The sequence below is a fragment of the Spirabiliibacterium mucosae genome (assembly GCF_014884965.1).
GTDB classification, from domain to species: Bacteria; Pseudomonadota; Gammaproteobacteria; order Enterobacterales; family Pasteurellaceae; genus Spirabiliibacterium; species Spirabiliibacterium mucosae.
Window position 1 is genome coordinate 14,090 of sequence record NZ_JABTBO010000005.1, and the last position, 20,601, is coordinate 34,690.

At 52.6% G+C, this 20,601-nt stretch carries 18 protein-coding genes; 14 read left to right on the forward strand and 4 right to left on the reverse strand.

What is annotated here, in order from left to right; genetic code table 11:
• Positions 1 to 32 precede the first annotated feature (32 nt).
• The 9 genes from HPC37_RS02655 (at position 33) to nth (ending at position 8,223) form a co-directional block, all read left to right on the forward strand.
• Positions 33 to 920 (forward strand): DMT family transporter, encoded by an 888-nt coding sequence (locus HPC37_RS02655; RefSeq protein ID WP_235961319.1) that lies wholly within the window; start codon positions 33 to 35, stop codon positions 918 to 920.
• A 58-nt stretch (positions 921 to 978) separates the two neighbouring features.
• Positions 979 to 1,713 (forward strand): SanA/YdcF family protein, encoded by a 735-nt coding sequence (locus HPC37_RS02660; RefSeq protein WP_208121683.1) that lies wholly within the window; start codon positions 979 to 981, stop codon positions 1,711 to 1,713.
• A gap of 85 nt (positions 1,714 to 1,798) precedes the next feature.
• A complete protein-coding gene (gene rsxA / locus HPC37_RS02665) occupies positions 1,799 to 2,380 on the forward strand; it encodes an electron transport complex subunit RsxA (protein WP_208121684.1) in 582 nt (193 codons plus the stop codon).
• On the forward strand, positions 2,380 to 2,982 hold the full coding sequence (rsxB, locus tag HPC37_RS02670) for an electron transport complex subunit RsxB (protein WP_427915944.1): 603 nt from the start codon (positions 2,380 to 2,382) through the stop codon (positions 2,980 to 2,982). Before rsxA ends, rsxB begins: the two co-directional genes overlap by 1 nt.
• A complete protein-coding gene (gene rsxC / locus HPC37_RS02675) occupies positions 2,975 to 5,218 on the forward strand; it encodes an electron transport complex subunit RsxC (protein ID WP_208121685.1) in 2,244 nt (747 codons plus the stop codon). Before rsxB ends, rsxC begins: the two co-directional genes overlap by 8 nt.
• A complete protein-coding gene (gene rsxD / locus HPC37_RS02680; protein WP_208121686.1) occupies positions 5,218 to 6,282 on the forward strand; it encodes an electron transport complex subunit RsxD in 1,065 nt (354 codons plus the stop codon). The genes rsxC and rsxD overlap by 1 nt, the downstream gene beginning before the upstream one ends.
• Complete coding sequence (gene rsxG, locus HPC37_RS02685; RefSeq protein ID WP_208121687.1) at positions 6,275 to 6,895, forward strand: electron transport complex subunit RsxG; 621 nt, start codon at positions 6,275 to 6,277, stop codon at positions 6,893 to 6,895. Before rsxD ends, rsxG begins: the two co-directional genes overlap by 8 nt.
• A gap of 3 nt (positions 6,896 to 6,898) precedes the next feature.
• Positions 6,899 to 7,591, forward strand: coding sequence for an electron transport complex subunit E (locus tag HPC37_RS02690; protein ID WP_208121688.1), 693 nt, complete (start codon positions 6,899 to 6,901; stop codon positions 7,589 to 7,591).
• Entirely contained in the window at positions 7,588 to 8,223 is a 636-nt protein-coding gene (nth, locus tag HPC37_RS02695; protein WP_208121689.1) for an endonuclease III, read from the forward strand. The genes HPC37_RS02690 and nth overlap by 4 nt, the downstream gene beginning before the upstream one ends.
• On the opposite strand, the gene HPC37_RS02700 is transcribed toward nth, so the two are convergent.
• Genes HPC37_RS02700 through HPC37_RS02710 form a run of 3 tightly spaced genes read right to left on the reverse strand, consistent with a single transcriptional unit; the run spans position 8,220 to position 11,901 of the window.
• Positions 8,220 to 8,399, reverse strand: a complete 180-nt coding sequence (locus HPC37_RS02700) for a YnbE family lipoprotein (protein WP_208121690.1) — start codon at positions 8,397 to 8,399, stop codon at positions 8,220 to 8,222. The genes nth and HPC37_RS02700 overlap by 4 nt on opposite strands.
• Positions 8,399 to 11,119 (reverse strand): intermembrane phospholipid transport protein YdbH family protein, encoded by a 2,721-nt coding sequence (locus tag HPC37_RS02705; RefSeq protein WP_208121691.1) that lies wholly within the window; start codon positions 11,117 to 11,119, stop codon positions 8,399 to 8,401. Before HPC37_RS02705 ends, HPC37_RS02700 begins: the two co-directional genes overlap by 1 nt.
• Complete coding sequence (locus tag HPC37_RS02710; RefSeq protein ID WP_208121692.1) at positions 11,119 to 11,901, reverse strand: hypothetical protein; 783 nt, start codon at positions 11,899 to 11,901, stop codon at positions 11,119 to 11,121. The genes HPC37_RS02705 and HPC37_RS02710 overlap by 1 nt, the downstream gene beginning before the upstream one ends.
• Before the next feature lie 116 nt (positions 11,902 to 12,017).
• On the opposite strand from HPC37_RS02710, the gene gloA reads away from it, so the two are divergent.
• From gloA to HPC37_RS02725, 3 genes are all read left to right on the forward strand, one after another.
• On the forward strand, positions 12,018 to 12,425 hold the full coding sequence (gloA, locus tag HPC37_RS02715; protein WP_208121693.1) for a lactoylglutathione lyase: 408 nt from the start codon (positions 12,018 to 12,020) through the stop codon (positions 12,423 to 12,425).
• A 34-nt stretch (positions 12,426 to 12,459) separates the two neighbouring features.
• Positions 12,460 to 13,116 carry a ribonuclease T gene (rnt, locus tag HPC37_RS02720; RefSeq protein WP_208121694.1) on the forward strand — a complete coding sequence of 219 codons (657 nt, stop codon included), beginning with the start codon at positions 12,460 to 12,462 and terminating at the stop codon, positions 13,114 to 13,116.
• Between the two features lie 68 nt (positions 13,117 to 13,184).
• Positions 13,185 to 14,543 carry a Na+/H+ antiporter family protein gene (locus HPC37_RS02725; RefSeq protein WP_208121695.1) on the forward strand — a complete coding sequence of 453 codons (1,359 nt, stop codon included), beginning with the start codon at positions 13,185 to 13,187 and terminating at the stop codon, positions 14,541 to 14,543.
• 49 nt (positions 14,544 to 14,592) lie between these two features.
• On the opposite strand, the gene HPC37_RS02730 is transcribed toward HPC37_RS02725, so the two are convergent.
• Positions 14,593 to 16,221, reverse strand: a complete 1,629-nt coding sequence (locus tag HPC37_RS02730; RefSeq protein WP_208121696.1) for a sulfatase family protein — start codon at positions 16,219 to 16,221, stop codon at positions 14,593 to 14,595.
• A gap of 189 nt (positions 16,222 to 16,410) precedes the next feature.
• Between HPC37_RS02730 and parE the strand changes: the two genes are divergently transcribed.
• Entirely contained in the window at positions 16,411 to 18,327 is a 1,917-nt protein-coding gene (gene parE, locus HPC37_RS02735; RefSeq protein WP_208121697.1) for a DNA topoisomerase IV subunit B, read from the forward strand.
• Positions 18,328 to 18,348: 21 nt separating this feature from the next.
• Positions 18,349 to 20,583 (forward strand): DNA topoisomerase IV subunit A, encoded by a 2,235-nt coding sequence (gene parC, locus HPC37_RS02740; RefSeq protein WP_208121698.1) that lies wholly within the window; start codon positions 18,349 to 18,351, stop codon positions 20,581 to 20,583.
• The last annotated feature ends 18 nt before the right edge of the window (positions 20,584 to 20,601 follow it).

Consider the following 20,601-nt stretch of genomic DNA (forward strand, 5'->3'; position numbering starts at 1 on the left):
TGCTTATACCATTTTTCATCATAGTAAACATTATGTTACATCATCCAATTAAAGGCGCTGTGGCGATGATTCTCGCCGGCGTGGTGTTCGCCGCCATCAATGCCCTAACCCAAATTTTGGGGTTGCACTCCGCCATTAGCTCACAATCGGTGGCGTTGTATCAATATTTATTCGCCTTGCTGTTTTTAGCGCCCAGCCTCTTTCGAGCGGGCAAAAGCGTGCTCAAAACGCGCTATCTCACCTGGCATATCGTGCGGGTGGGGATTTCGGTTATCGGCATTCAGTGTTGGATCAGCGCGCTGATCTACCCCATCCCGATTTGGCAAGGCATCGCCTTGATTATGACCTCGCCTCTGTTCGCCACCCTCGGCGCGGCACTTTTTTTGAAAGAAAAGGTCGGCGCAAACCGCCTGTTCGCCACCTTGCTTGGCTTTAGTGGCGCGATGTTGATTTTAAAACCGTGGGCGGAGGACTTTAACCCCGTGGCACTGCTGCCTGTGGCTGCCGCACTGTGTTGGGCCATTTATTCATTAATGGTGAAAAAGCTCTCGGCTCACGAGTCACCCACCACCATTGTGGTCTATCTGTTTATTTTAATCACGCCGTTTAACCTATTAATGGCGCTTAACAACAGCCTTGTTGCGCCCACTGCGATGGAGTTGGGCTATTTGATTTTGCTTGGCTTTTTAACCGCGATTGCGCAGTTGGCGGTGGCGAAGGCGTATAATTTTGCCGATGCGGCCTATTTGCAGCCGTTTGATTTTTTAAAACTGCCACTCAATGTGCTCGCCGGCTGGTGGATCTTCTCCACGGTGCCGCCTGGGCGGCTGTGGCTGGGCGCGGCGCTGATTATTATCGCGATTTTATACATCACCTACAGCGAAAATGCCGCGCAAAAAGCAAAAGTGCGGTCTGCGTAGCTTTTATCGCGCGGGCAAACTCGGTATAATCGCCCTAGGCTAAGCGCATAAGAAGATTATGGCGAAAAAGAAATCACCTCAGAAAACCGCACTTTCCTCCATCCACGAGCGCTTAGCGCGGCTCGGCGCACCGTTGCGCGCCTTGTTACCCAAACTGCTGCGATATCTTGGCATCAGCGCGCTGGCGGCGGTATTGTTGGTGGCGGTCATTGATATTGGCGTGAGTTTGTATGTGCGTGGTGATGTGTATGAAAACGCCGACGAGCTGCCCTATCGCCCTTATGGCTTGGTGCTCGGCACCTCGCGCTATTTCAGCGACAACTCGCTCAATTTATTTTATTACAACCGCCTGCTGGCGGCGCAAAAGCTGATTAAAAGCCACAAGGTGGATTACCTTCTGCTCAGCGGCGACAACCGCCAAGCGTCTTACAACGAGCCGCGCAATATGTTCAAAGATTTACGCAAGCTCGGCGTGGGCGCAGATTTTTTATACCTCGATTTTGCCGGCTTCCGCACGCTGGATTCGGTGATTCGCGCCAAAGATATTTTTCACGCTCACGCGATGACGATTATCTCCCAGCGGTTTCATTGCGAACGGGCGTTATTTATCGCCAAATATTACGATATCAACGCCATTTGCTTTGCCGCTGATTACCCTGAAGGCCACTACGGCGTGCGTGTGCGTGAGCTGTTGGCACGCGTGTATATGCTGTGGGATTTGTTCACCCAGAAAAAACCGCACTTTTTAGGCAAAGCTGAACCCCTGCCGCCGCCATTGATGGTGGAGCCCTAAGTTTGCGAAAATAATCGCGATCGAGTATTGTTCTAACTGAGATAAATCGCGATAATAGCACTCTTAAATTTTTGGCATTGAAACGATGATAGATTACCTTTTGTTGGTTATTGGCACCGCGCTGGTCAATAACTTTGTATTGATTAAATTTTTAGGCTTGTGCCCGTTTATGGGGGTTTCAAAAAAAATTGAAACCGCCATCGGCATGGGCTTGGCCACCACTTTTGTGTTGACGGTGGCCTCACTGTGCTCGTATTTGATCCAGCGCTATATCCTCGCCCCGCTCGATGCCAACTTTTTGCAAACCCTCGTCTTTATTTTGGTGATCGCCGTCGTGGTGCAATTCACCGAAATGGTGATCCACAAAACCAGCCCGGTGCTTTATCGCCTGCTGGGCATCTTTTTGCCACTGATTACCACCAACTGTGCCGTGTTGGGCGTGGCGCTGTTGAACGTCAACCTTGCGCACAATTTAGTGCAATCGGTGGTCTACGGCTTTAGTGCCTCACTGGGCTTTTCGCTGGTGTTGGTGCTGTTTGCTGCCCTGCGTGAGCGCCTGGCGGGTGCCGATGTGCCTGCGCCGTTTCGTGGTGCATCCATCGCGCTGATTACCGCAGGGTTGATGTCACTGGCCTTTTTAGGCTTTGCCGGCTTGGTGCATAGCTGATGAGTATGCTCGCGCAACTGACCACCTTGCACTGGGTGCTGATCATCATCTCGCTGCTGGCGCTGATTTTTGGTGCGATTTTGGGCTTTTCGTCGGTCAAGCTCAAAGTGGAAAGCGACCCGATCGTGGATAAAATCGACGCGCTGCTGCCGCAAAGCCAATGTGGCCAATGTGGCTACCCTGGCTGCCGGCCTTATGCCGATGCCATCGCCAACGGTGATGTGATCACCAAATGTGTGCCAGGTGGCCAGCCGCTGGTGGTGCAACTGGCGGATTTGCTTGGCGTCGAGGTGCCCAAAACCGATTTTGACGAAGGCGCGCCTGAGGTGAAAGTCGCCTTTATTCATGAAGACATGTGTATTGGTTGCACCAAGTGCATTCAAGCCTGCCCAGTGGACGCCATCATCGGCGCGAACAAAGCGCTGCACACCGTGATCCCGCGCCTTTGCACGGGTTGCGAGCTGTGTGTTGCGCCCTGCCCAACCGACTGCATCACCATGGAGCCAGTGAAAAAGGATCTCGAGCATTGGAATTGGCAGTTCGACCGCACTTTGATTATCCCAACCCGCACTATTGAGCCGCAGGAGGATAGCCATGCGTGATCTCCTCCAACGGTTAGATAGCGGCAAGCTGTGGCGCTTCCCAGGCGGCATTCACCCGCGGGAGATGAAATCCCAATCCAACGGCAAGCGCATTGCCCGCATCGCGCTGGCAAAAGACTTTTATATCCCGCTGAAGCAACACATCGGCGAATCCGCCACGCTGTGTGTCGCGGTGGGTGAACATGTGCTCAAAGGGCAAAAACTCACCGAGCACAGCGATTTCCGCCATGTGCCCGTGCACGCGCCAACATCGGGCTATATTCGCGCCATTGCGCCGTTCCCAGCCAATCACCCGTCAGGCTTGAGTGAAACCATGATCCACGTTGAAGCCGACGGCGAGGACAAATGGACCGCACTTGAGCCTTGCAGCGATTACTTAAGCCTGCCGCCACAAACCTTGGTGGAGAAAATTCACCACGCGGGCATCGCCGGCCTCGGCGGTGCGGTGTTCCCGACCGCGCGCAAAATTGAGGCCGTGTTATCCGGCATTGAGGCGCTGATTATTAACGGTGCGGAGTGTGAGCCTTACATCACCTGCGATGACCGCCTAATGCAAGACTACACCGCCGAAATGATTGAAGGCGTGCGTATTTTGCGCTACCTCACCCGCGCGCAGAAGGTGGTGATTGCAATTGAAGACAACAAACCGCGTGCCATTGCGGCGGTGAAAAAGGCGCTTAAAGGCGCCAACGATATTATACTGCGCGTGATCCCCACCATTTATCCATCGGGTGCGTCTAAGCAGTTGATCCAAATTTTAACTGGCCTTGAAGTGCCGCACGGGGCGCGCTCATCACAGCTGGGCATTTTGATGCACAACACCGGCACCGCCTATGCCATCAAACGCGCGGTGATTGACGGTGAGCCGATGATCGAACGGGTGGTGACCCTCACGGGCGATAAAATCCCGCAGCCGCGCAACTACTGGCTGCGTTTTGGCACGCCGATTCGCCACGTGCTCTCACAAGCAGGCTACCAAGCCGACCCACGGTTGCCGATTTTTGTCGGCGGGCCGATGATGGGCTATATTCTGCCCAACTTGGCCGCACCGATCACCAAACTGAGCAACTGCATCATCGCGCCGGACCATTTTGAATATCAAGCGCAAGCCCCTGAACAGGGCTGCATTCGCTGCTCAAGCTGCTCGGATGCCTGCCCAGTGCAATTGCTGCCGCAGCAGCTTTATTGGTTTGCGCGCAACGAAGAGCACGACAAATCCACCCAATACAACCTCAGCGCCTGTATTGAGTGCGGCGTGTGCGCCTATGTTTGCCCAAGCCACATCCCGCTGATTCAATACTTCCGCCAAGAAAAGGCGAAAATTGCTGAAATCAAAGAAAAAGAGCGCCTGGCAGAAGAGGCTAAAGTGCGGTTTGAAGCCCGTGAAGCACGCTTGTTGAAAGAAAAACAAGCCCGCGAGGCCCGCGCCAAAGCCGCCGCCGAAAAACGCAGGCAAGAGGTGGCCAACCAACAAGGGGAAGACCCTGTCAAAGCCGCCCTTGAGCGCTTGAAAGCGAAAAAAGCTCAAGCCACACCACAGGCCACCGTGCAAGGGCAAAACGGCGAGGTGCTGCCAGATAACAGCGAGCTAATGGCACAGCGCAAAGCCCGCCGCTTGCAAAAAGCCCAAGCAGCCAGTGAGCAAAGTGCGGTCTCGCAAGAAAGTGACCCACGCAAAGCCGCGGTGGCCGCTGCCCTTGCCCGCGCGAAAGCCAAACAAGCGGAAAAAACACAAAGTGCGGTCGAGCCACAAGCAGAAATCGATCCACGCAAAGCCGCCGTGGCCGCTGCGATTGCCCGCGCGAAAGCCAAGCAGGCAGAGAAAACCGAAAGTGCGGTCGAGCCACAAGAAAACGACCCATGCAAAGCCGCCGTGGCCGCTGCGATTGCACGCGCGAAAGCCAAGCAGGCAGAGAAAACCGAAAGTGCGGTCGAGCCACAAGCAGAAAGCGATCCGAAAAAAGCCGCGGTGAAAGCCGCCATTGCCCGTGCCAAAGCCAAGCAGGCAGAGAAAACCCAAAGTGCGGTCGAGCCACAAGCAGAAAGCGATCCGAAAAAAACCGCGGTGAAAGCCGCCATTGCCCGTGCCAAAGCCAAGCAGGCAGAGAAAACACAAAGTGCGGTTGCGCCAAAAGAAGAAATCGACCCGAAAAAAGCCGCGGTGAAAGCCGCCATTGCGCGCGCCAAAGCCAAGCAGGCCGCCAAGGCAGAGAATAATTCAAAGGAAGGTGATTAATGTTTAAGCTCATCAGCTCGCCTCATGTTCACTCACGCCAGCTCACCGCGCACTTTATGCTGTGGGTGATGGTGGCGATGGTGCCCGCGATTGTGGTGATGTGTTATTTTTTCGGCTCCGGCGTGCTGGTACAAAGCGCGCTGGCCATGGCTTTTGCCTATGCCCTTGAGCTGCTCATCACCGTATTGCGCCGCAAGTCAGTGTTTTTTTATGTCAGTGATTTCAGCGTGCTGCTCACCGCCCTCATTTTGGCCGTGGCGATCCCGCCTTATGCGCCCTATTGGGTGATTTTGATTGGCGTGTTTTGCGCTGTGGTGCTGGGCAAGCATGTTTATGGCGGCTTGGGGCAAAATCCGTTTAACCCTGCGATGGTCGGTTATGTGGTACTGTTGATCTCATTCCCGCTGCAAATGACCAGCTGGATGCCACCCATTGCGCTGCTGCACGAGCCGCCGTCGCTGCATGATGCCGCCTCATTGATTTTCACAGGCCTGACCACCGACGGCTACAGCCAAGCGCAGCTGCTTGCCAGCATTGATGGCATCACCCAGGCCACACCGCTTGATAGCATCAAAACAGGCCTCAGCCATAAAGCGAATTTGCAAGAGCTGCTGAGTTCACCGATTTTCACCGCCGCGGGCTTGGCACACGGCTGGTGGCAAATCAACCTGGCATTTTTGCTCGGTGGGCTCTTTTTAGTGTGGAAAAAGATCATTCACTGGCAAACCCCGACCGCACTTTGCCTTGCGCTGTTGCTGTCTGCCTGTGGCAACTACCTCCTTGGCGCAGCCAATGGGGTCAATCCGCTGGCCACCTTGATGAGTGGCGCAACTATGTTCTGCGCCTTTTTCATCGCAACCGACCCGGTGACAGGCTCCATCACACCGAAAGGCAAGTGGGTCTTTGGCGCGCTGGTCGGTTTTTTGATTTATATTATCCGCTATTATGCCAACTACCCCGACGGCGTGGCGTTTGCCATTTTGCTGGGCAATATTTGCGTGCCGTTAATCGACCACTACACGCAGCCGGCCATATACGGCAGCAAAGGAGGCCGCGATGTTTAAAACCACACTGCGCTCGGCGCTGATTTTGGGCTTTGTGGCGTTGGCCTGCACCGCACTTTCCCTTGGCATTCATTTGATGACGCAATCACGCATCAACGCCCAGCGCCAAGCCCAGCAAGAGATGCTGCTCAACCAAGTGCTGCCTGCGGGCAGTTATAATAACGCGATTTTGCAAAGCTGCCTGAAACCGCACTTTGACTTTGCGCCCAATATTCAAGAGATTTTTGTGGCGAAAAAAGATGAGCAAGTGCAGGCCTACGCCATCAAAGCCGTGACAATGCAGGGCTATTCAGGCAAAATTGTGATCTTAATTGGCATCACGCCGGATGGCGAAATCCTCGGCGTGCGCGTGCTGGAGCACAAAGAAACACCTGGCCTGGGTGATAAAGTGGAAACGGCAAAATCCAACTGGATTTATGCCTTTAGCAACAAGCTCTTTCGCTTAAACGACAGCGCCAAATGGGCGGTGAAAAAAGACGGCGGCGAGTTTGACCAATTTGCTGGCGCCACCATCACACCAAGAGCGGTGGTCAACACCGTGAAAGCCACCGCCATTGCGGTGCTTGAGCATATCCCGCCGAGCGCGTTATCTCGGCTGCAACCTTGTGAGTAAATTATGGCAACTTCAGACATCACCGTTGACGACACCCCCGTGGTGTTAGAAAAAATCACCACCGACTGGGCGGGCATTTTCCGCCAAGGGTTGTGGAGCAACAACTCGGCGTTGGTGCAACTGCTTGGGCTGTGCCCGCTGCTGGCGGTGTCTAGCTCGGTGACCAACGCGCTGGGCTTGGGGCTGGCGACCATGCTGGTGCTGATTTGCACCAATGGTATTGTCTCTTTGTGCCGTCGCGCCATCCCGCATGAAATCCGCATTCCTATTTATGTGATGATCATCGCCACCATGGTGACCGCAGTGCAGCTGCTGATGAACGCGTTTGTCTACGATCTTTACCTCGCCCTTGGGATTTTTATCCCGCTAATTGTGACCAACTGTATTGTGATTGGCCGCGCGGAGGCCTTTGCCTCGAAAAATCCGCTGGCGCCATCACTGTTTGACGGCTTTGCCATGGGCCTTGGCATGACACTGAGCTTGGTGCTGCTCGGCGCCATGCGTGAAGTGCTCGGCGCCGGCACGCTGTTTGCCGGCATGGAGCAGCTTTTTGGCCCGTGGGCAGCGAATTTGAAAATCACCGTGCTACACGTTGACACCGCCTTTTTGCTCGCCATTTTGCCACCAGGCGCTTTTATTGGTTTGGGGCTGATTTTGGCGTTGAAAAACCTCCTTGATGACAAGCTGGCCAAATGAATAAGCAAAAACGCCTTGAGATCTTAACGCGCCTGCGTGATGACAACCCGCACCCGACCACGGAGCTCAATTTTAGCTCGCCGTTTGAGCTGCTGATTGCGGTGATCTTATCCGCGCAGGCCACCGATAAAGGGGTCAACAAAGCCACCGCCAAGCTCTTCCCTGTCGCCAATACGGCTCAAGCCATTTATGACCTCGGCGTTGAGGGCTTGAAGGGTTATATCAAAACCATCGGGCTTTTTAACAGCAAGGCGGAAAACATCATCAAAACCTGCGGCATTTTAGCCAGCCAATACCACGGCGAAGTGCCGGAAGATCGCCAAGCCCTTGAAGCGCTACCCGGCGTGGGGCGCAAAACGGCCAATGTGGTGCTCAACACCGCCTTTGGCTGGCCGACGATTGCCGTTGACACTCACATTTTCCGCGTGTGCAACCGCACAAAATTTGCTGTGGGCAAAGATGTGGTCAAAGTGGAGGAAAAATTGCTCAAAGTGGTGCCCGCTGAGTTTAAAGTGGACGTACACCACTGGCTGATTTTGCACGGCCGCTACACCTGTGTGGCGCGCAAGCCGCGTTGTGGGGCGTGCATCATTGAAGATTTGTGCGAGTTTAAAGATAAAACCGACTATTAACGCGCAGGCGCTTTATCCAAAATCGCTTTGGTGTTGTTGTCGGTTTCAATTTGGATTTTATGATCCACCTCGACATTCAAATTCACCGTGATACCCGTTTTAGGCGTTTCCAGCTGAATTTTGGGGGTGCAGGCGCACAGCAATAAAAGTGCGGTCGCAGGAAAAATCAATCTCATCACTTCTCTCTCATCTGTTGTTGCTCAAGCAAATACTCCAATTGCTGCTCTAGGGTATTGCCAAAGTTGATAGAATACCACAAATCAAACAGGTTCTCTTTGTGGGTATAATTGAGTGTCACCGGGTTGCCTTGGGCGTTGGTGGCATGAATTTTGGCATCCATTAGCCCGAGGCCATTGTGGCGCAAATTCACTTTGATGTTGGAGTCAAACACGTCCATTTCATGCAAAATATCGAGCAAAATTTGCTCCGTCATGCCGCCTTTGGCCTTCACCTGCGCCACCAGCTCAGGGCTGAGTTTAATGTGCCATTGATTGCCTTGCTCGATCACGCCATCACAAATAATGCACTGTTTGCCGTTGATCCAAAACGGCAAATCGGCGTTGAGCAAGCCCGTAGCGCTGATTTGGTTGTATTGCAACAAGCTCAGTACTTGGGCTAAATCAATCTGGTGGAGTTTGAAATGTGCCACATGGCGTTGCGGCAGCGCAAAGCGGTTGACGCTCAGCTCTCCGCCGAGCAGCTCAAGGCGCAATTGCGAGAGCTTAAGCGGCTTTTTGGCGCTGTAAGGGTAATCCCCCTGCACTTTGACCGAGAGATTATTCACCTTCAGCCCGTTGTTTTCAATCTCCGCCACGTGCACCGCCACGGGCCCTTTCACGCCGAGTTGCACGTGTTGATCGGCATAGCGATACGGCAGCGAAAACTCAATGCCTTTGATCTCGCCGTCTGGCAGCTTGATTCGCCCGCCTTCAATGGCAAAGTGGCCACCAGCAATCGCCCCTTGCTCTGGCGTGATGGAAAACGCCGTTTGCCCGCGGATTTTGCCTTGTTTAATCAGCCAATCCATCTTCGGCGGGAAGAGTGACTGAAACACCGCCGCTGATTGCTCAGGCCAATAAATATTGCCTTTCACGCGCTGATCGCGGTAGCTGGCATAAAGCGTGATCGGCCCCAAGGTGTTGGCGCGCAGCACGCCTTTAAGCGCAAGATGGGAAAAATCAGGCCCGGCCATCGAAACAATCATCTCAGGCTTTTCAAACCGCCCGCCGTAATCAAGATCAATGCTGCTATTGCGCACCACAAGGCCACCTAGCAAATCGTCATTTTGGTAATCCCAGTGAATCGGCTGGGCAATGGTCATCGCCAGCGGCTGCACCTTCACGCCGGGCAGGGTAAAGGCGGTCATCTGGCCGTCAAATTGGTGAATATCAATGCGGTTGTCCTGCCACTGGCCACGGCCTTGCAGCGAGAGCTGACTGCCAAGCACCTTCACGCCCGCGCTACCCCAAAACTTCCACTGCCACAAATTCGCCACCGCGGGGCTTGTCACGCCACTGGCCGACCGCACTTTGAAGATCGACTGAATGCCCGCGATGAACTCATAGGCCTTGCCATCAAGGTGCAAATCAATCTTGTCAAACTGATCCGTCTGCCCTTTCAAAATCGCCTGCAGCCGCCCGTCAACGCCATAAGGGCTGACACTCACGCCCGCCAGTGGCAAGCGCAGTTCTTGCAAGTTGATGTAATCAGTTTTGCCCTGCATGCGCAGCAGTGAGCCCGACAAAAAGCGCAAGTGCGGTTCGTTTACCGCGCCTTCAAGGTGCATCGGCAATTGGGCATAAAACACCGCATCGCCCGATTTCACGTTGCCGTTGGCCTGCAACGGCAGCTGCCAAGTGCCGTTTTCAAGCCGCCCGTCTTTGCCTTGCAGCACGATCACGCCTTTGCCCTTTTCACCGTTGGTGAGGATCGACAGGCGGAAATTGAGCGCCACCCCACGCCCTGCGAGCAAGTCCGCTTGGCTGTCGGCGGCAATATCCACGTCGACAAAGCCGTTGACGGGCTGCGGCAAGTTTTTATCCCAGCCAAACGCGGCTTTTTCAATCCGCAGGCCATTGCCACGCCACTCAAAAGGCACGCTTAAGCGCTTTTCATCTTGCCCGTCAACGTGCTCAAAGGCGCTCAGCGTGCCCTTTTTGCCCGCCCAATCGAGCGTAATCTTGCCTTGCGGGATAATCAAATCGGCGTTTTGCCAGCGGTACGCCACCTGCGCGTTTTCAGGCAATTCATTGAGGTTATCCGCCAGCGTGGTGGCAAAGGCAACGTCGTGATCCATCCCGTCCACGCCGCGATAGGTGGCCTCGCCTTGGAGTGTGTGATCGCGCAATGTGGCATGGGCGTTGATCAGTTGCTCATCGCCTGCAAGGCTGGTGATATCGAGTGCGAGCCCGTCGGCAGTTTGCGCCAGTGTGACCGCACTTTCACTGTGCAAAATCGCCTGCAAGTGGACATTGGAAACATCATCAACATGGCTAAAGGTGAGGTGCTCAATCGCGGCACTGCCCACGGGCAGCAAGGCGGCGACTTTGCTCAATGAAGGCGGCTCATTTGATGATGCCTGCCCGCCGCCGAGGGTTTGCGCGCAGGCGTAATTAACATTCGCACGCTCAGCTTGCAAGCGGCGCTCGCGCCAGCGAAATTCGGTGTTGTCTAACTCCAGCAGCAAGCACTGTTCTTTTTCGTTATAAAGCTGAAAGTGCGCCAGTGCAAGCCCCTGGCGTGAAATCTCAAGTTTCGGCTGCCACGCCACGCGAAAATCCGGCGCTAAAAAGTGGTTCGCGACTTTTTGCAAGCCACCACCAAAAAGCGCCCAGCCACCAATGCCGACCACCGCCAGCACCAGCGCGCCTATGCCGACAAGCCACTTTTTGCCCATTACAGATTCGCCCACACAAAGGTTAACGGCAGCGCCAAACTCACCGCCAGCCAAACCGCACTTTGCTCTTTGCCCGCGGGCTTTTGCTTAAGCAGCGTGCGGGCAATCAATCCTGCGAGCAATAAATGCAGTGCAAAATAGAGCGCGCTTGGCCCAATGCGCAGCATCAACGCTTGGCCGGTGAAATAGGCGCTGGCTAACATTACTAAAGTAAACAGCACGTTGACTATTAGCATCAGCAGCATCACCACTGGCAGCAGCGCGATAAAATTGGCCAGCCGGCTGCGCGCAAGTTGCAGCGCGTAATAGGCCAACATGAGGCCAATCAGCAGCTGATTAAATGGGCTGAGCACCACCCAGGTCTGGCTATTGATGCGATAAAGCAACAGCGCATAACACACCAGCCCCAGGCTGCCTGAAATGGCACCAAAGAGCAAAATGGCTTGGCGCAATTGCGGCTCTTTCGGTTGGCGGAAGGTGCTAAACGTGAGCAGGAGGCCGGCGAGCGCTTGCCAAATTTGCGGCACAAACGGCTTGTGCAGGCAGGCGAGCAGCACCAGCGCCCAATAAAGGGAAAAAAAGAGCTCGACACGGGAAAGCCGCCCACGTTGGCCGGGGCAAATTTCACCTTTTGCGAAAACCAAATGCAAAATACCTTGCCCACACAACACCGCGGCGGAAAACAGCGCAAAAAAGCGGCTGTCGGCATGATTCACCCGCAGGGCGTAAAACAGCGCCTCGAAAGCGATTAAAAGCGCAATGGGCGCGAGTGAAAAAAACAAAGTGCGGTTTTATGCTCGGATTGCTGCGACATCAAAAACTCAATATGTTAGAATAGGGCTAATTTTTTGATTATAGCAAAACTTAAAGTTAATTTCGCTTTTAATAGGAGTGGATTATGCGAATTTTACATACTATGTTACGGGTTGGGAACTTAGATCGTTCAGTAGATTTTTACACCAACGTGCTCGGCATGCGTGTGCTGCGCACCAGCGAAAACACTGAATATAAATATACGCTGGCCTTTGTGGGCTACGACGATGAAGATTCCAGCTCCGTGATTGAGCTCACCTACAACTGGGGCGTGGAAAGCTACGATCTCGGCACCGCCTACGGCCACATTGCCATCGGCGTGGATGATATTTACGCCACTTGTGAGCGCGTGAAAGCCGCTGGCGGCAACGTCACCCGCGAGCCGGGCCCTGTGAAAGGTGGCTCAACCGTGATCGCTTTTGTGGAAGACCCAGACGGCTACAAAATCGAATTTATTGAAAACAAACAAGCCAAAGCGGCGCTAGGTTATTAATTCCTGCCCACACCCGTGGGCTTTTTGAGTATTTATGACTGAACAAAAAAACCCTGTCACAATTGATTACAATCTTTTAAAGCATCGCTTTCGCGGCTATTTCCCTGTGATTATCGACGTTGAAACCGCAGGCTTTAATGCCAAAAGTGACGCTTTATTAGAGCTTGCAGCCATCACGTTAAAAATGGACGCGCAAGGCTTGTTGCACATTGATGAGCAGTGCCACTTTCACATTGAGCCGTTTGAGGGCGCAACAATCAACCCTGATTCGCTCAAATTCAACGGTATCGACATTGAAAACCCGCTGCGCGGCGCGGTGAAGGAAGATCACGCCCTCGGCGAGCTGTTTCGCCTGGTGCGCCGCACCCAAAAAGCCGCCGATTGCAAGCGTTCGATCATGGTCGCGCACAATGCCGCGTTTGACCACAGCTTTGTGATGGCGGCCGCCGAGCGCTGCGAGCTCAAACGCAACCCCTTCCACCCGTTTGCCACCTTTGACACCGCCACGCTTGGCGCGTTTATGTTCGGCAACAATGTGTTGGTCAAAGCCTGCCAAGCTGCTGAGATCGAATTTGATCAAAAACAAGCCCACGGCGCGTTGTACGACACCCAAAAAACGGCAGAATTATTTTGCTTCATGGTGAATTATCTAAAAATTCATCACGGATCGCCTCTTTTTAGTACACCTTAAGGCGTTATTTAGGTAAAATCAGCTTTCATTTTTTGTCTTTTCTTATTTTAACCTTACAGGAACACACTATGTTATTTGCAAATAATGTTGTGATCTCCATCATTGTGCTGCTGGCGTTGAGCCTGATGCGCATCAACGTGGTGATTGCACTGATTATTTCAGCGCTCGTGGCAGGCTTGATGGGCGGCATGGACATCGGCAACACTGTCAACACCTTCACCGACGGGCTCGGTGGCGGTGCGGCCGTGGCGATGAACTACGCCATTCTCGGCGCTTTTGCCGTGGCGATTTCCAAATCCGGCTTGACCGATTTGCTCGCCGTGAAAGTGATCAAAAAACTCGGCCAAACGCCAAGCCAAACCGCACTTTTCTGGTTTAAATATTTTATTATCGTTCTGCTGCTGCTCTTTGCGGTGTCTTCGCAAAACTTACTGCCGGTACACATTGCCTTTATCCCAATTGTGGTGCCACCATTGTTGGATATCATGAACCGCTTGAAGCTCGACCGCCGCGCGGTGGCCTGCGCCCTGACCTTTGGCTTGACTGCCACCTACATGATCCTGCCGGTCGGCTTTGGTAAAATCTTTATCGACAACATTATCGTGACCAAAATCAACGAAGCCGGCGCCGAATTTGGCCTGCAAACCTCCGCGGCACAAGTGAGCAGCGCGATGTTGATCCCCGTCACGGGCATGATTTTGGGCTTGCTCTTCGCTATTTTTGTTAGCTACCGCAAAGCGCGTAACTACGACACCAACACCCCAGAGCCAAGCAGCGCCGAGATTGAAGCGCGCGTGGCGCACATCAAGTCATACCATGTGGTCATCAGCTTGGTGGCGATTTTAGTCACCTTTGGCTTGCAGCTTTATACCGATTCCATCATCGTCGGCGGCTTGGCAGGCTTGTGCATCTTCGCACTCGGTGGCATTTTCAAACTCAAAGAAAGCAACGACGTGTTCCAACAAGGCTTGCGCTTGATGGCGATGATCGGTTTTGTGATGATTGCCGCCTCAGGCTTTGCCAGCGTAATCAAAGCCACCGACGGCGTTTCCGCCTTGGTGCAAACCTTCAGCGAAACCATCGGCAGCGACAACAAAGGCTGGGCCGCCTTGCTGATGTTGCTTATCGGGCTTTTCATCACCATGGGGATCGGCTCATCTTTTTCCACCGTGCCGATCATCACCACCATTTACATCCCAATTTGCATCACCCTCGGCTTCAGCCCATTGGCAACCGTGGCGATTGTGGGCGTTTCTGCCGCCCTCGGTGACGCAGGCTCACCTGCCTCCGACTCCACTTTGGGGCCAACGTCCGGTCTTAACGCCGACGGCAAGCACGACCACATCTGGGACACCGTGGTGCCAACCTTCTTGCACTTCAACATCCCGCTGGTCCTCTTCGGCTGGATCGCCGCGATGGTGCTCTAACCTCTAAACTCAAAGTGCGGTCTGACCGCACTTTTGTTTTTGAGTTAGCTTATTTTTTTGAATTTTCACACGCAAATGAGAACCGAATTTTCTTTTGCAATGCTAATTTCACCTGATGGGCTTTTTCAAACTCCTTCTGATTTAATAGTGGACGAATTTCACGAAGGTAAATCTCAGTACTGGTGTCACCGACATGATGTTCATAACCTATAGGGTGACTGCGCCATTGTTTATAATCCAACAATACGTCTTGAGAATAAAATGGATCGGAAGTATTTTGAATATGTTTATCTAACATGGCACGCAATGATTTTTTAGTATCTTGGTACTCTGGTAGATGCGCGAGATTTTTCGTTTCGCCGCGATCGCCTTGCATATCGTATAATTCCTCTTCCTCGTCCTCTTTATATAGCACATATTTATACTCCTGTGTGCGCAACATGCGGGCAGGTTGCAAGTCGAGATTGCGATCAGTATTCCAGTGTGCAATCACATATTCACGCCAGTTATCAATTTGTTGTCCTGTCAACAACGGCAATAATGAACGGCCATAAATCCCTTGTGGAATATCAATACCCACATAATCACACAAGGTCGGTAATAAATCACATAAAGAAGCCAATTCTTTTTTTAATTCATTTCTCTTGATATCAGGGCCACGGAACACTAAAGGCACATTCGTTGCCTCTTCATAAAACCAGTTCATTTTTGTTACTAAACGATGTGCTCCCATGGCATCACCATGGTCGGCAAAAAAGACAATTAAAGTATCATCATATAAACCATTGGCTTTCAACGCATCTATCACTTGTCCAATATAATTATCAGCAAGCTCAGTATAGTAATAATAAGCTTTCAAATATTGCTGATAATTTTTAGCATTCCACTTACCCGCTTGTTTTACACGCGTATGAGTACAACAAGCATATTGAACTGCTTTTGGACGGTTAATCAAATCATCTGCTGTATCAAAATTATTGAGTACATCAGGCAGCTCGCCAATACCTTCTATATCGCCGTGCTCTCCTGCAAATTTTCCGACCCAACCATTAATATTGTGAGGATTATTAAATTCTACTGCTAGGATAAATGGCTTTTTCTCTGCTCGTTGATTAAGCCCATTGATATATTTTAGGCTTTCTTGTAAACAATATACATCTTCACGAGTATCATAATTGACAGGAAATGCTTTCTCTGCTGGGAAATCTAGTTCTACTTGATCAGCACTGTCAAAGCCTTTTAACGCGCCATGATCATGGCGTTTACCAAAATGACGACATTCATAACCCGCCTCATTAAATAGTGTACCAATGGTGGCGAGCGTTTCAGGAATATTTGGATTATCATTAGCAACAACGCCTGTTTGATGTGGCAAACAGCCCGTCCAAAAACACGAACGAGATGGTGCACATAACGGATAACTACAATAGCCATTATCAAAGCTCACGCCAGTATTGATCAAGCTATCAATATTAGGCGTTTTTACATCTACGTTGCCATAGGCACCCACCGCGCGTTTTGCCAATTGATCAGCAGTGATAATCACAATATTTTTTGCATTTAAAGTTTTTTTAGGCTTATCTTCTTGCTCCGGATTAGCAGAAACATACTCTGCAAGACTTAAGCCTGCTCCACCTAATGCTACGTTTTGAATAAATTTACGTCTTGAAATGGCCATAATCACTCCTTAGTTAGTATTTTGATTAGAGTTTACGCCCTTTTGCACTAATAAAACGTGATATCTATCAAAACTTATCCGCTAATTTCTAATAGCACACGCGAACCGCACTTTAACTTCCCCTTTTATTTGTCAGGGTTGCTAACATCGGGTAAACTTTGGCTAACTTTTTTACTGATTCGACGAATTATGACAACATCAACCTATCAAGCCGATGATATTACGGTTTTAAAAGACCTTGAGCCGGTGCAGTTGCGCCCGGGGATGTACACCGACACCACCCGCCCAAACCACTTAGGCCAAGAGGTGATTGACAACAGTGTGGATGAAGCCTTGGCCGGCTTTGCCAGCAAAATTGAGGTGATTTTGCACGAGGATCACTCCCTTGAGGTGATCGACAATGGCCGCGGGATGCCAGTTGATATCCACCCAGTGGAGAAAATCTCGGGCGTGGAGCTGATTTTGAGCAAGCTGCACGCGGGGGGCAAATTTTCGAATAAAAATTATCAATTCTCGGGTGGTTTGCACGGGGTTGGGATTTCGGTGGTCAACGCCCTGTCCGATCGCGTGGAGGTGACGGTCAAGCGCAATGGCGAGGTTTATCGCATCGCGTTTGCTAATGGCCATAAAGTTGAAGAGCTTGAGGTGGTGGGCACCTGCGGGCGGCGCAACACGGGCACCACAGTGCGCTTTTGGCCGAACCCGAAATATTTCGACAGCGCTAAGTTTTCTGTCACCCGCCTGCGCCATTTGCTGCGCGCCAAGGCGGTGCTCTGCCCACGTCTTGAGGTGGTGTTTGTTGATAAAATCAATCAAAGCAAAGATGTGTGGTGCTATCAAGATGGCTTGTCTGACTATTTGCAAGAAAGCGTCGATGGCTTCACCACGCTGCCTGAGGTGCCGTTTGTTGGCGACATCAACGCCGAGAGCGAGGCGGTGAGCTGGGCATTGACTTGGCTGCCAGAAGGCGGCGATTTGCTTAGCGAAAGCTATGTTAACTTGATCCCAACGCCACAAGGCGGCACCCACGTGAACGGCCTGCGCCAAGGGCTATTGGATGCAATGCGTGAGTTTTGCGAATTCCGCAACCTGTTGCCGCGCGGCATCAAGCTCAGCGCCGATGATATTTGGGACCGCTGCGCCTATGTTTTATCACTCAAAATGCAAGACCCACAATTCGCCGGCCAAACCAAAGAGCGGTTGTCTTCACGCCAAAGTGCGGTTTTTGTCGCTGGCAGCGTGAAAGACGCCTTTAGTTTGTGGCTCAATCAAAACGTGCAACAAGCCGAGCAGTTGGCCGAGATGGCGATTAGCTCCGCCCAACGCCGCCTGCGTGCGGCCAAAAAAGTGGTGCGCAAAAAATTGGTCAGCGGCCCTGCCCTGCCTGGCAAACTGGCGGATTGCAGTAGCCAAGATTTGGCCAAAACCGAGCTCTTTTTAGTCGAAGGGGACTCCGCCGGTGGCTCAGCCAAGCAAGCGCGGGATCGGGAATATCAAGCGATTTTGCCTCTGCGCGGCAAAATTTTGAACACCTGGGAGGTGGCCAGCGACCAAGTGCTCGCCTCGGCAGAAATTCACGACATCGCCGTCGCCCTTGGCATTGACCCCGACAGCCGCGATTTAAGCCAACTGCGCTATGGCAAAATTTGTATTCTCGCCGATGCCGACTCTGATGGACTGCACATCGCCACGCTGTTGTGCGCGCTGTTTGTCCGCCACTTCCCTGCGCTGGTGGAGGGAGGCCACGTGTATGTTGCGATGCCGCCCCTTTATCGCATTGACTTAGGCAAAGAGGTGTTCTACGCCCTCGATGAGGCAGAAAAAGAGGCGATTTTAGAGCGATTAAAATCCAAACGCGGCAAGCCAAATGTGCAGCGCTTTAAAGGCTTGGGTGAGATGAACCCGCTGCAGCTGCGTGAAACTACGATGGACCCGAACACCCGCCGGCTGGTGCAGCTGACTCTCAACGTGGCTGAAGATGACGAACAAGCGCAACAAAATGCCAACACGCTTGAACTGATGGATATGCTGCTGGCCAAAAAACGCGCGGAAGATCGCAAATCGTGGCTGCAAGCCAATGGCAACAACGCGGATTTAACCGTATAAAAGTGCGGTCAAGGACATTTTATGGATAACACAATCAATTACGAAGGCGTTGAGCAAATGCCACTGGGCACGTTCACGGAGCGTGCGTACCTCAACTATTCCATGTATGTGATCATGGACCGCGCGCTGCCGTTTATCGGCGACGGCTTGAAGCCGGTGCAGCGGCGGATTATTTATGCCATGTCGGAGCTTGGGCTCAATGCCAGCGCGAAATACAAAAAATCGGCGCGCACTGTCGGTGACGTGCTCGGTAAATTCCACCCCCATGGCGACAGCGCCTGTTATGAAGCCATGGTGCTGATGGCGCAGCCGTTTTCCTATCGTTACCCGTTGATCGACGGGCAAGGCAACTGGGGCGCGGCCGACGACCCGAAATCCTTCGCGGCGATGCGTTATACCGAATCGCGTTTGTCGAAAATTTCGGAAATTTTACTCTCCGAGCTTGGCCAAGGCACGGTGGACTACCAGCCGAATTTTGACGGCACGCTCGAAGAGCCAGAATATTTGCCTGCGCGCTTACCACACATTTTGCTCAACGGCACCACCGGCATTGCGGTGGGCATGGCAACGGACATCCCGCCTCACAACATCAATGAAGTGGCTGACGCCGCGGTACATTTGCTCGACAACCCGAAAGCCGAGCTGACCGCACTTTTGGATTTTGTGCAAGGGCCTGACTTCCCAACCGAGGCGGAGATCATCACGCCCAAAACCGACATCGCGAAAATTTACAGCACCGGGCGCGGCTCGGTGAAAATGCGCGCGGTGTGGCAAAAAGAAGACGGCGAAGTGATTGTCAGCGCCTTGCCGCATCAGGTTTCTGGCGCGAAAGTGATCGAGCAAATCGCCACCCAAATGCGCAATAAAAAGCTGCCAATGGTCGATGACCTGCGCGATGAGTCCGATCACGAAAACCCAACCCGCATTGTGATTGTGCCGCGCTCCAACCGCGTGGACGTGGACGCGCTGATGGCGCATTTGTTTGCCACCACCGATTTGGAAAAGAGCTATCGTATCAATATGAATATGATAGGCCTTGACCGCAAACCAGCGGTGAAAAACTTGCTTGAGATTTTAAGCGAATGGCTCACCTTCCGCCGCACCACCGTCACCCGCCGCTTGCAGCACCGCTTGGATAAAGTGCTGGCCCGGCTGCACATTTTAGACGGCTTGATGATCGCGTTTTTGAACATTGATGAGGTGATTGAAATCATCCGCAATGAAGATGAGCCACGCGCCGTGCTGATGGCGCGCTTCAACCTCAGCCAAATTCAAGCCGACGCGATTTTAGATCTCAAATTGCGCCACTTGGCAAAATTGGAAGAGGTGAAAATTCAAGGCGAGCAAAATGACCTCAACGCCGAGCGCGACAGCCTTGAGCAACTGCTCAACTCACCGCGCAAACTCAACAGCCTGATTAAAAAAGAGATTCAGCAAGACGCCAAAACGTTCGCCAGCCCGCGCCGCTCGCCACTGGTTGAACGCGCCGAGGCCAAAGCGATTGCGGAAAACGAGATGCTGCCGGCTGAACCTGTCACCGTGGTGCTCTCCAAAATGGGCTGGGTGCGCTGCGCCAAAGGGCATGACATTGATGCCCAAAATTTGAACTACAAAAGTGGCGATGGCTATTTGCAACACGCCTGCGGCAAGAGCAACCAACCCGCCGTGTTTATCGACAGCACGGGGCGTAGCTATGCCCTTGAGCCACTCTCACTACCATCGGCACGCTCACAAGGCGAGCCGCTCACCGGCAAGCTCACGCTGCCAGCAGGCGCCAATGTTGAGCACGTGCTGATGGACAACGACGAGCAGCGTTATCTTATGGCCTCAGACGCGGGCTACGGCTTTATTTGCACCTTCAGTGACCTCGTTGCGCGCAACAAAGCAGGCAAGGCGCTGATCAACCTGCCTGAAAATGCCCAGCCGCTGCCGCCACAAGCCATTGAGGGGGACGATAAATTATTGGTGGCCATCACCAACATCGGCAAAATGCTGATCTTCCCAGTCCAAGAGCTGCCAATGCTCTCCAAAGGTAAGGGCAACAAAATCATCGGCATCCCTGCCAACAAAGCCAAAGCGCGCGAAGAGCTGCTGAGCCAAATTTTGATCATCTCACCAAGCAACAGCTTGGCGATCAAATCAGGCCGCCGTAAAGTAATCTTAAAACCTGACGATCTGGCCAAATTCCACGGCGAACGCGGCCGCCGCGGCGGCCAACTGCGCGGCGTCACCAACGCCGAGATTGAGGTGATTTGATAAAAAACCGCACTTTGA

Bases quoted from the DNA above. Each gene is read 5' to 3' on its own strand.
- HPC37_RS02700 (WP_208121690.1), bottom strand. From the start codon at position 8,399: ATGAGATTGATTTTTCCTGCGACCGCACTTTTATTGCTGTGCGCCTGC.
- rnt (WP_208121694.1), top strand. From the start codon at position 12,460: ATGACTGAACAAAAAAACCCTGTCACAATTGATTACAATCTTTTAAAG.
- rsxA (WP_208121684.1), top strand. From the start codon at position 1,799: ATGATAGATTACCTTTTGTTGGTTATTGGCACCGCGCTGGTCAATAAC.
- HPC37_RS02655 (WP_235961319.1), top strand. From the start codon at position 33: ATGTTACATCATCCAATTAAAGGCGCTGTGGCGATGATTCTCGCCGGC.
- HPC37_RS02660 (WP_208121683.1), top strand. From the start codon at position 979: ATGGCGAAAAAGAAATCACCTCAGAAAACCGCACTTTCCTCCATCCAC.
- rsxC (WP_208121685.1), top strand. From the start codon at position 2,975: ATGCGTGATCTCCTCCAACGGTTAGATAGCGGCAAGCTGTGGCGCTTC.
- HPC37_RS02730 (WP_208121696.1), bottom strand. From the start codon at position 16,221: ATGGCCATTTCAAGACGTAAATTTATTCAAAACGTAGCATTAGGTGGA.
- HPC37_RS02705 (WP_208121691.1), bottom strand. From the start codon at position 11,119: ATGGGCAAAAAGTGGCTTGTCGGCATAGGCGCGCTGGTGCTGGCGGTG.
- HPC37_RS02725 (WP_208121695.1), top strand. From the start codon at position 13,185: ATGTTATTTGCAAATAATGTTGTGATCTCCATCATTGTGCTGCTGGCG.
- HPC37_RS02690 (WP_208121688.1), top strand. From the start codon at position 6,899: ATGGCAACTTCAGACATCACCGTTGACGACACCCCCGTGGTGTTAGAA.
- gloA (WP_208121693.1), top strand. From the start codon at position 12,018: ATGCGAATTTTACATACTATGTTACGGGTTGGGAACTTAGATCGTTCA.
- nth (WP_208121689.1), top strand. From the start codon at position 7,588: ATGAATAAGCAAAAACGCCTTGAGATCTTAACGCGCCTGCGTGATGAC.
- rsxD (WP_208121686.1), top strand. From the start codon at position 5,218: ATGTTTAAGCTCATCAGCTCGCCTCATGTTCACTCACGCCAGCTCACC.
- rsxG (WP_208121687.1), top strand. From the start codon at position 6,275: ATGTTTAAAACCACACTGCGCTCGGCGCTGATTTTGGGCTTTGTGGCG.
- rsxB (WP_427915944.1), top strand. From the start codon at position 2,380: ATGAGTATGCTCGCGCAACTGACCACCTTGCACTGGGTGCTGATCATC.
- parC (WP_208121698.1), top strand. From the start codon at position 18,349: ATGGATAACACAATCAATTACGAAGGCGTTGAGCAAATGCCACTGGGC.
- parE (WP_208121697.1), top strand. From the start codon at position 16,411: ATGACAACATCAACCTATCAAGCCGATGATATTACGGTTTTAAAAGAC.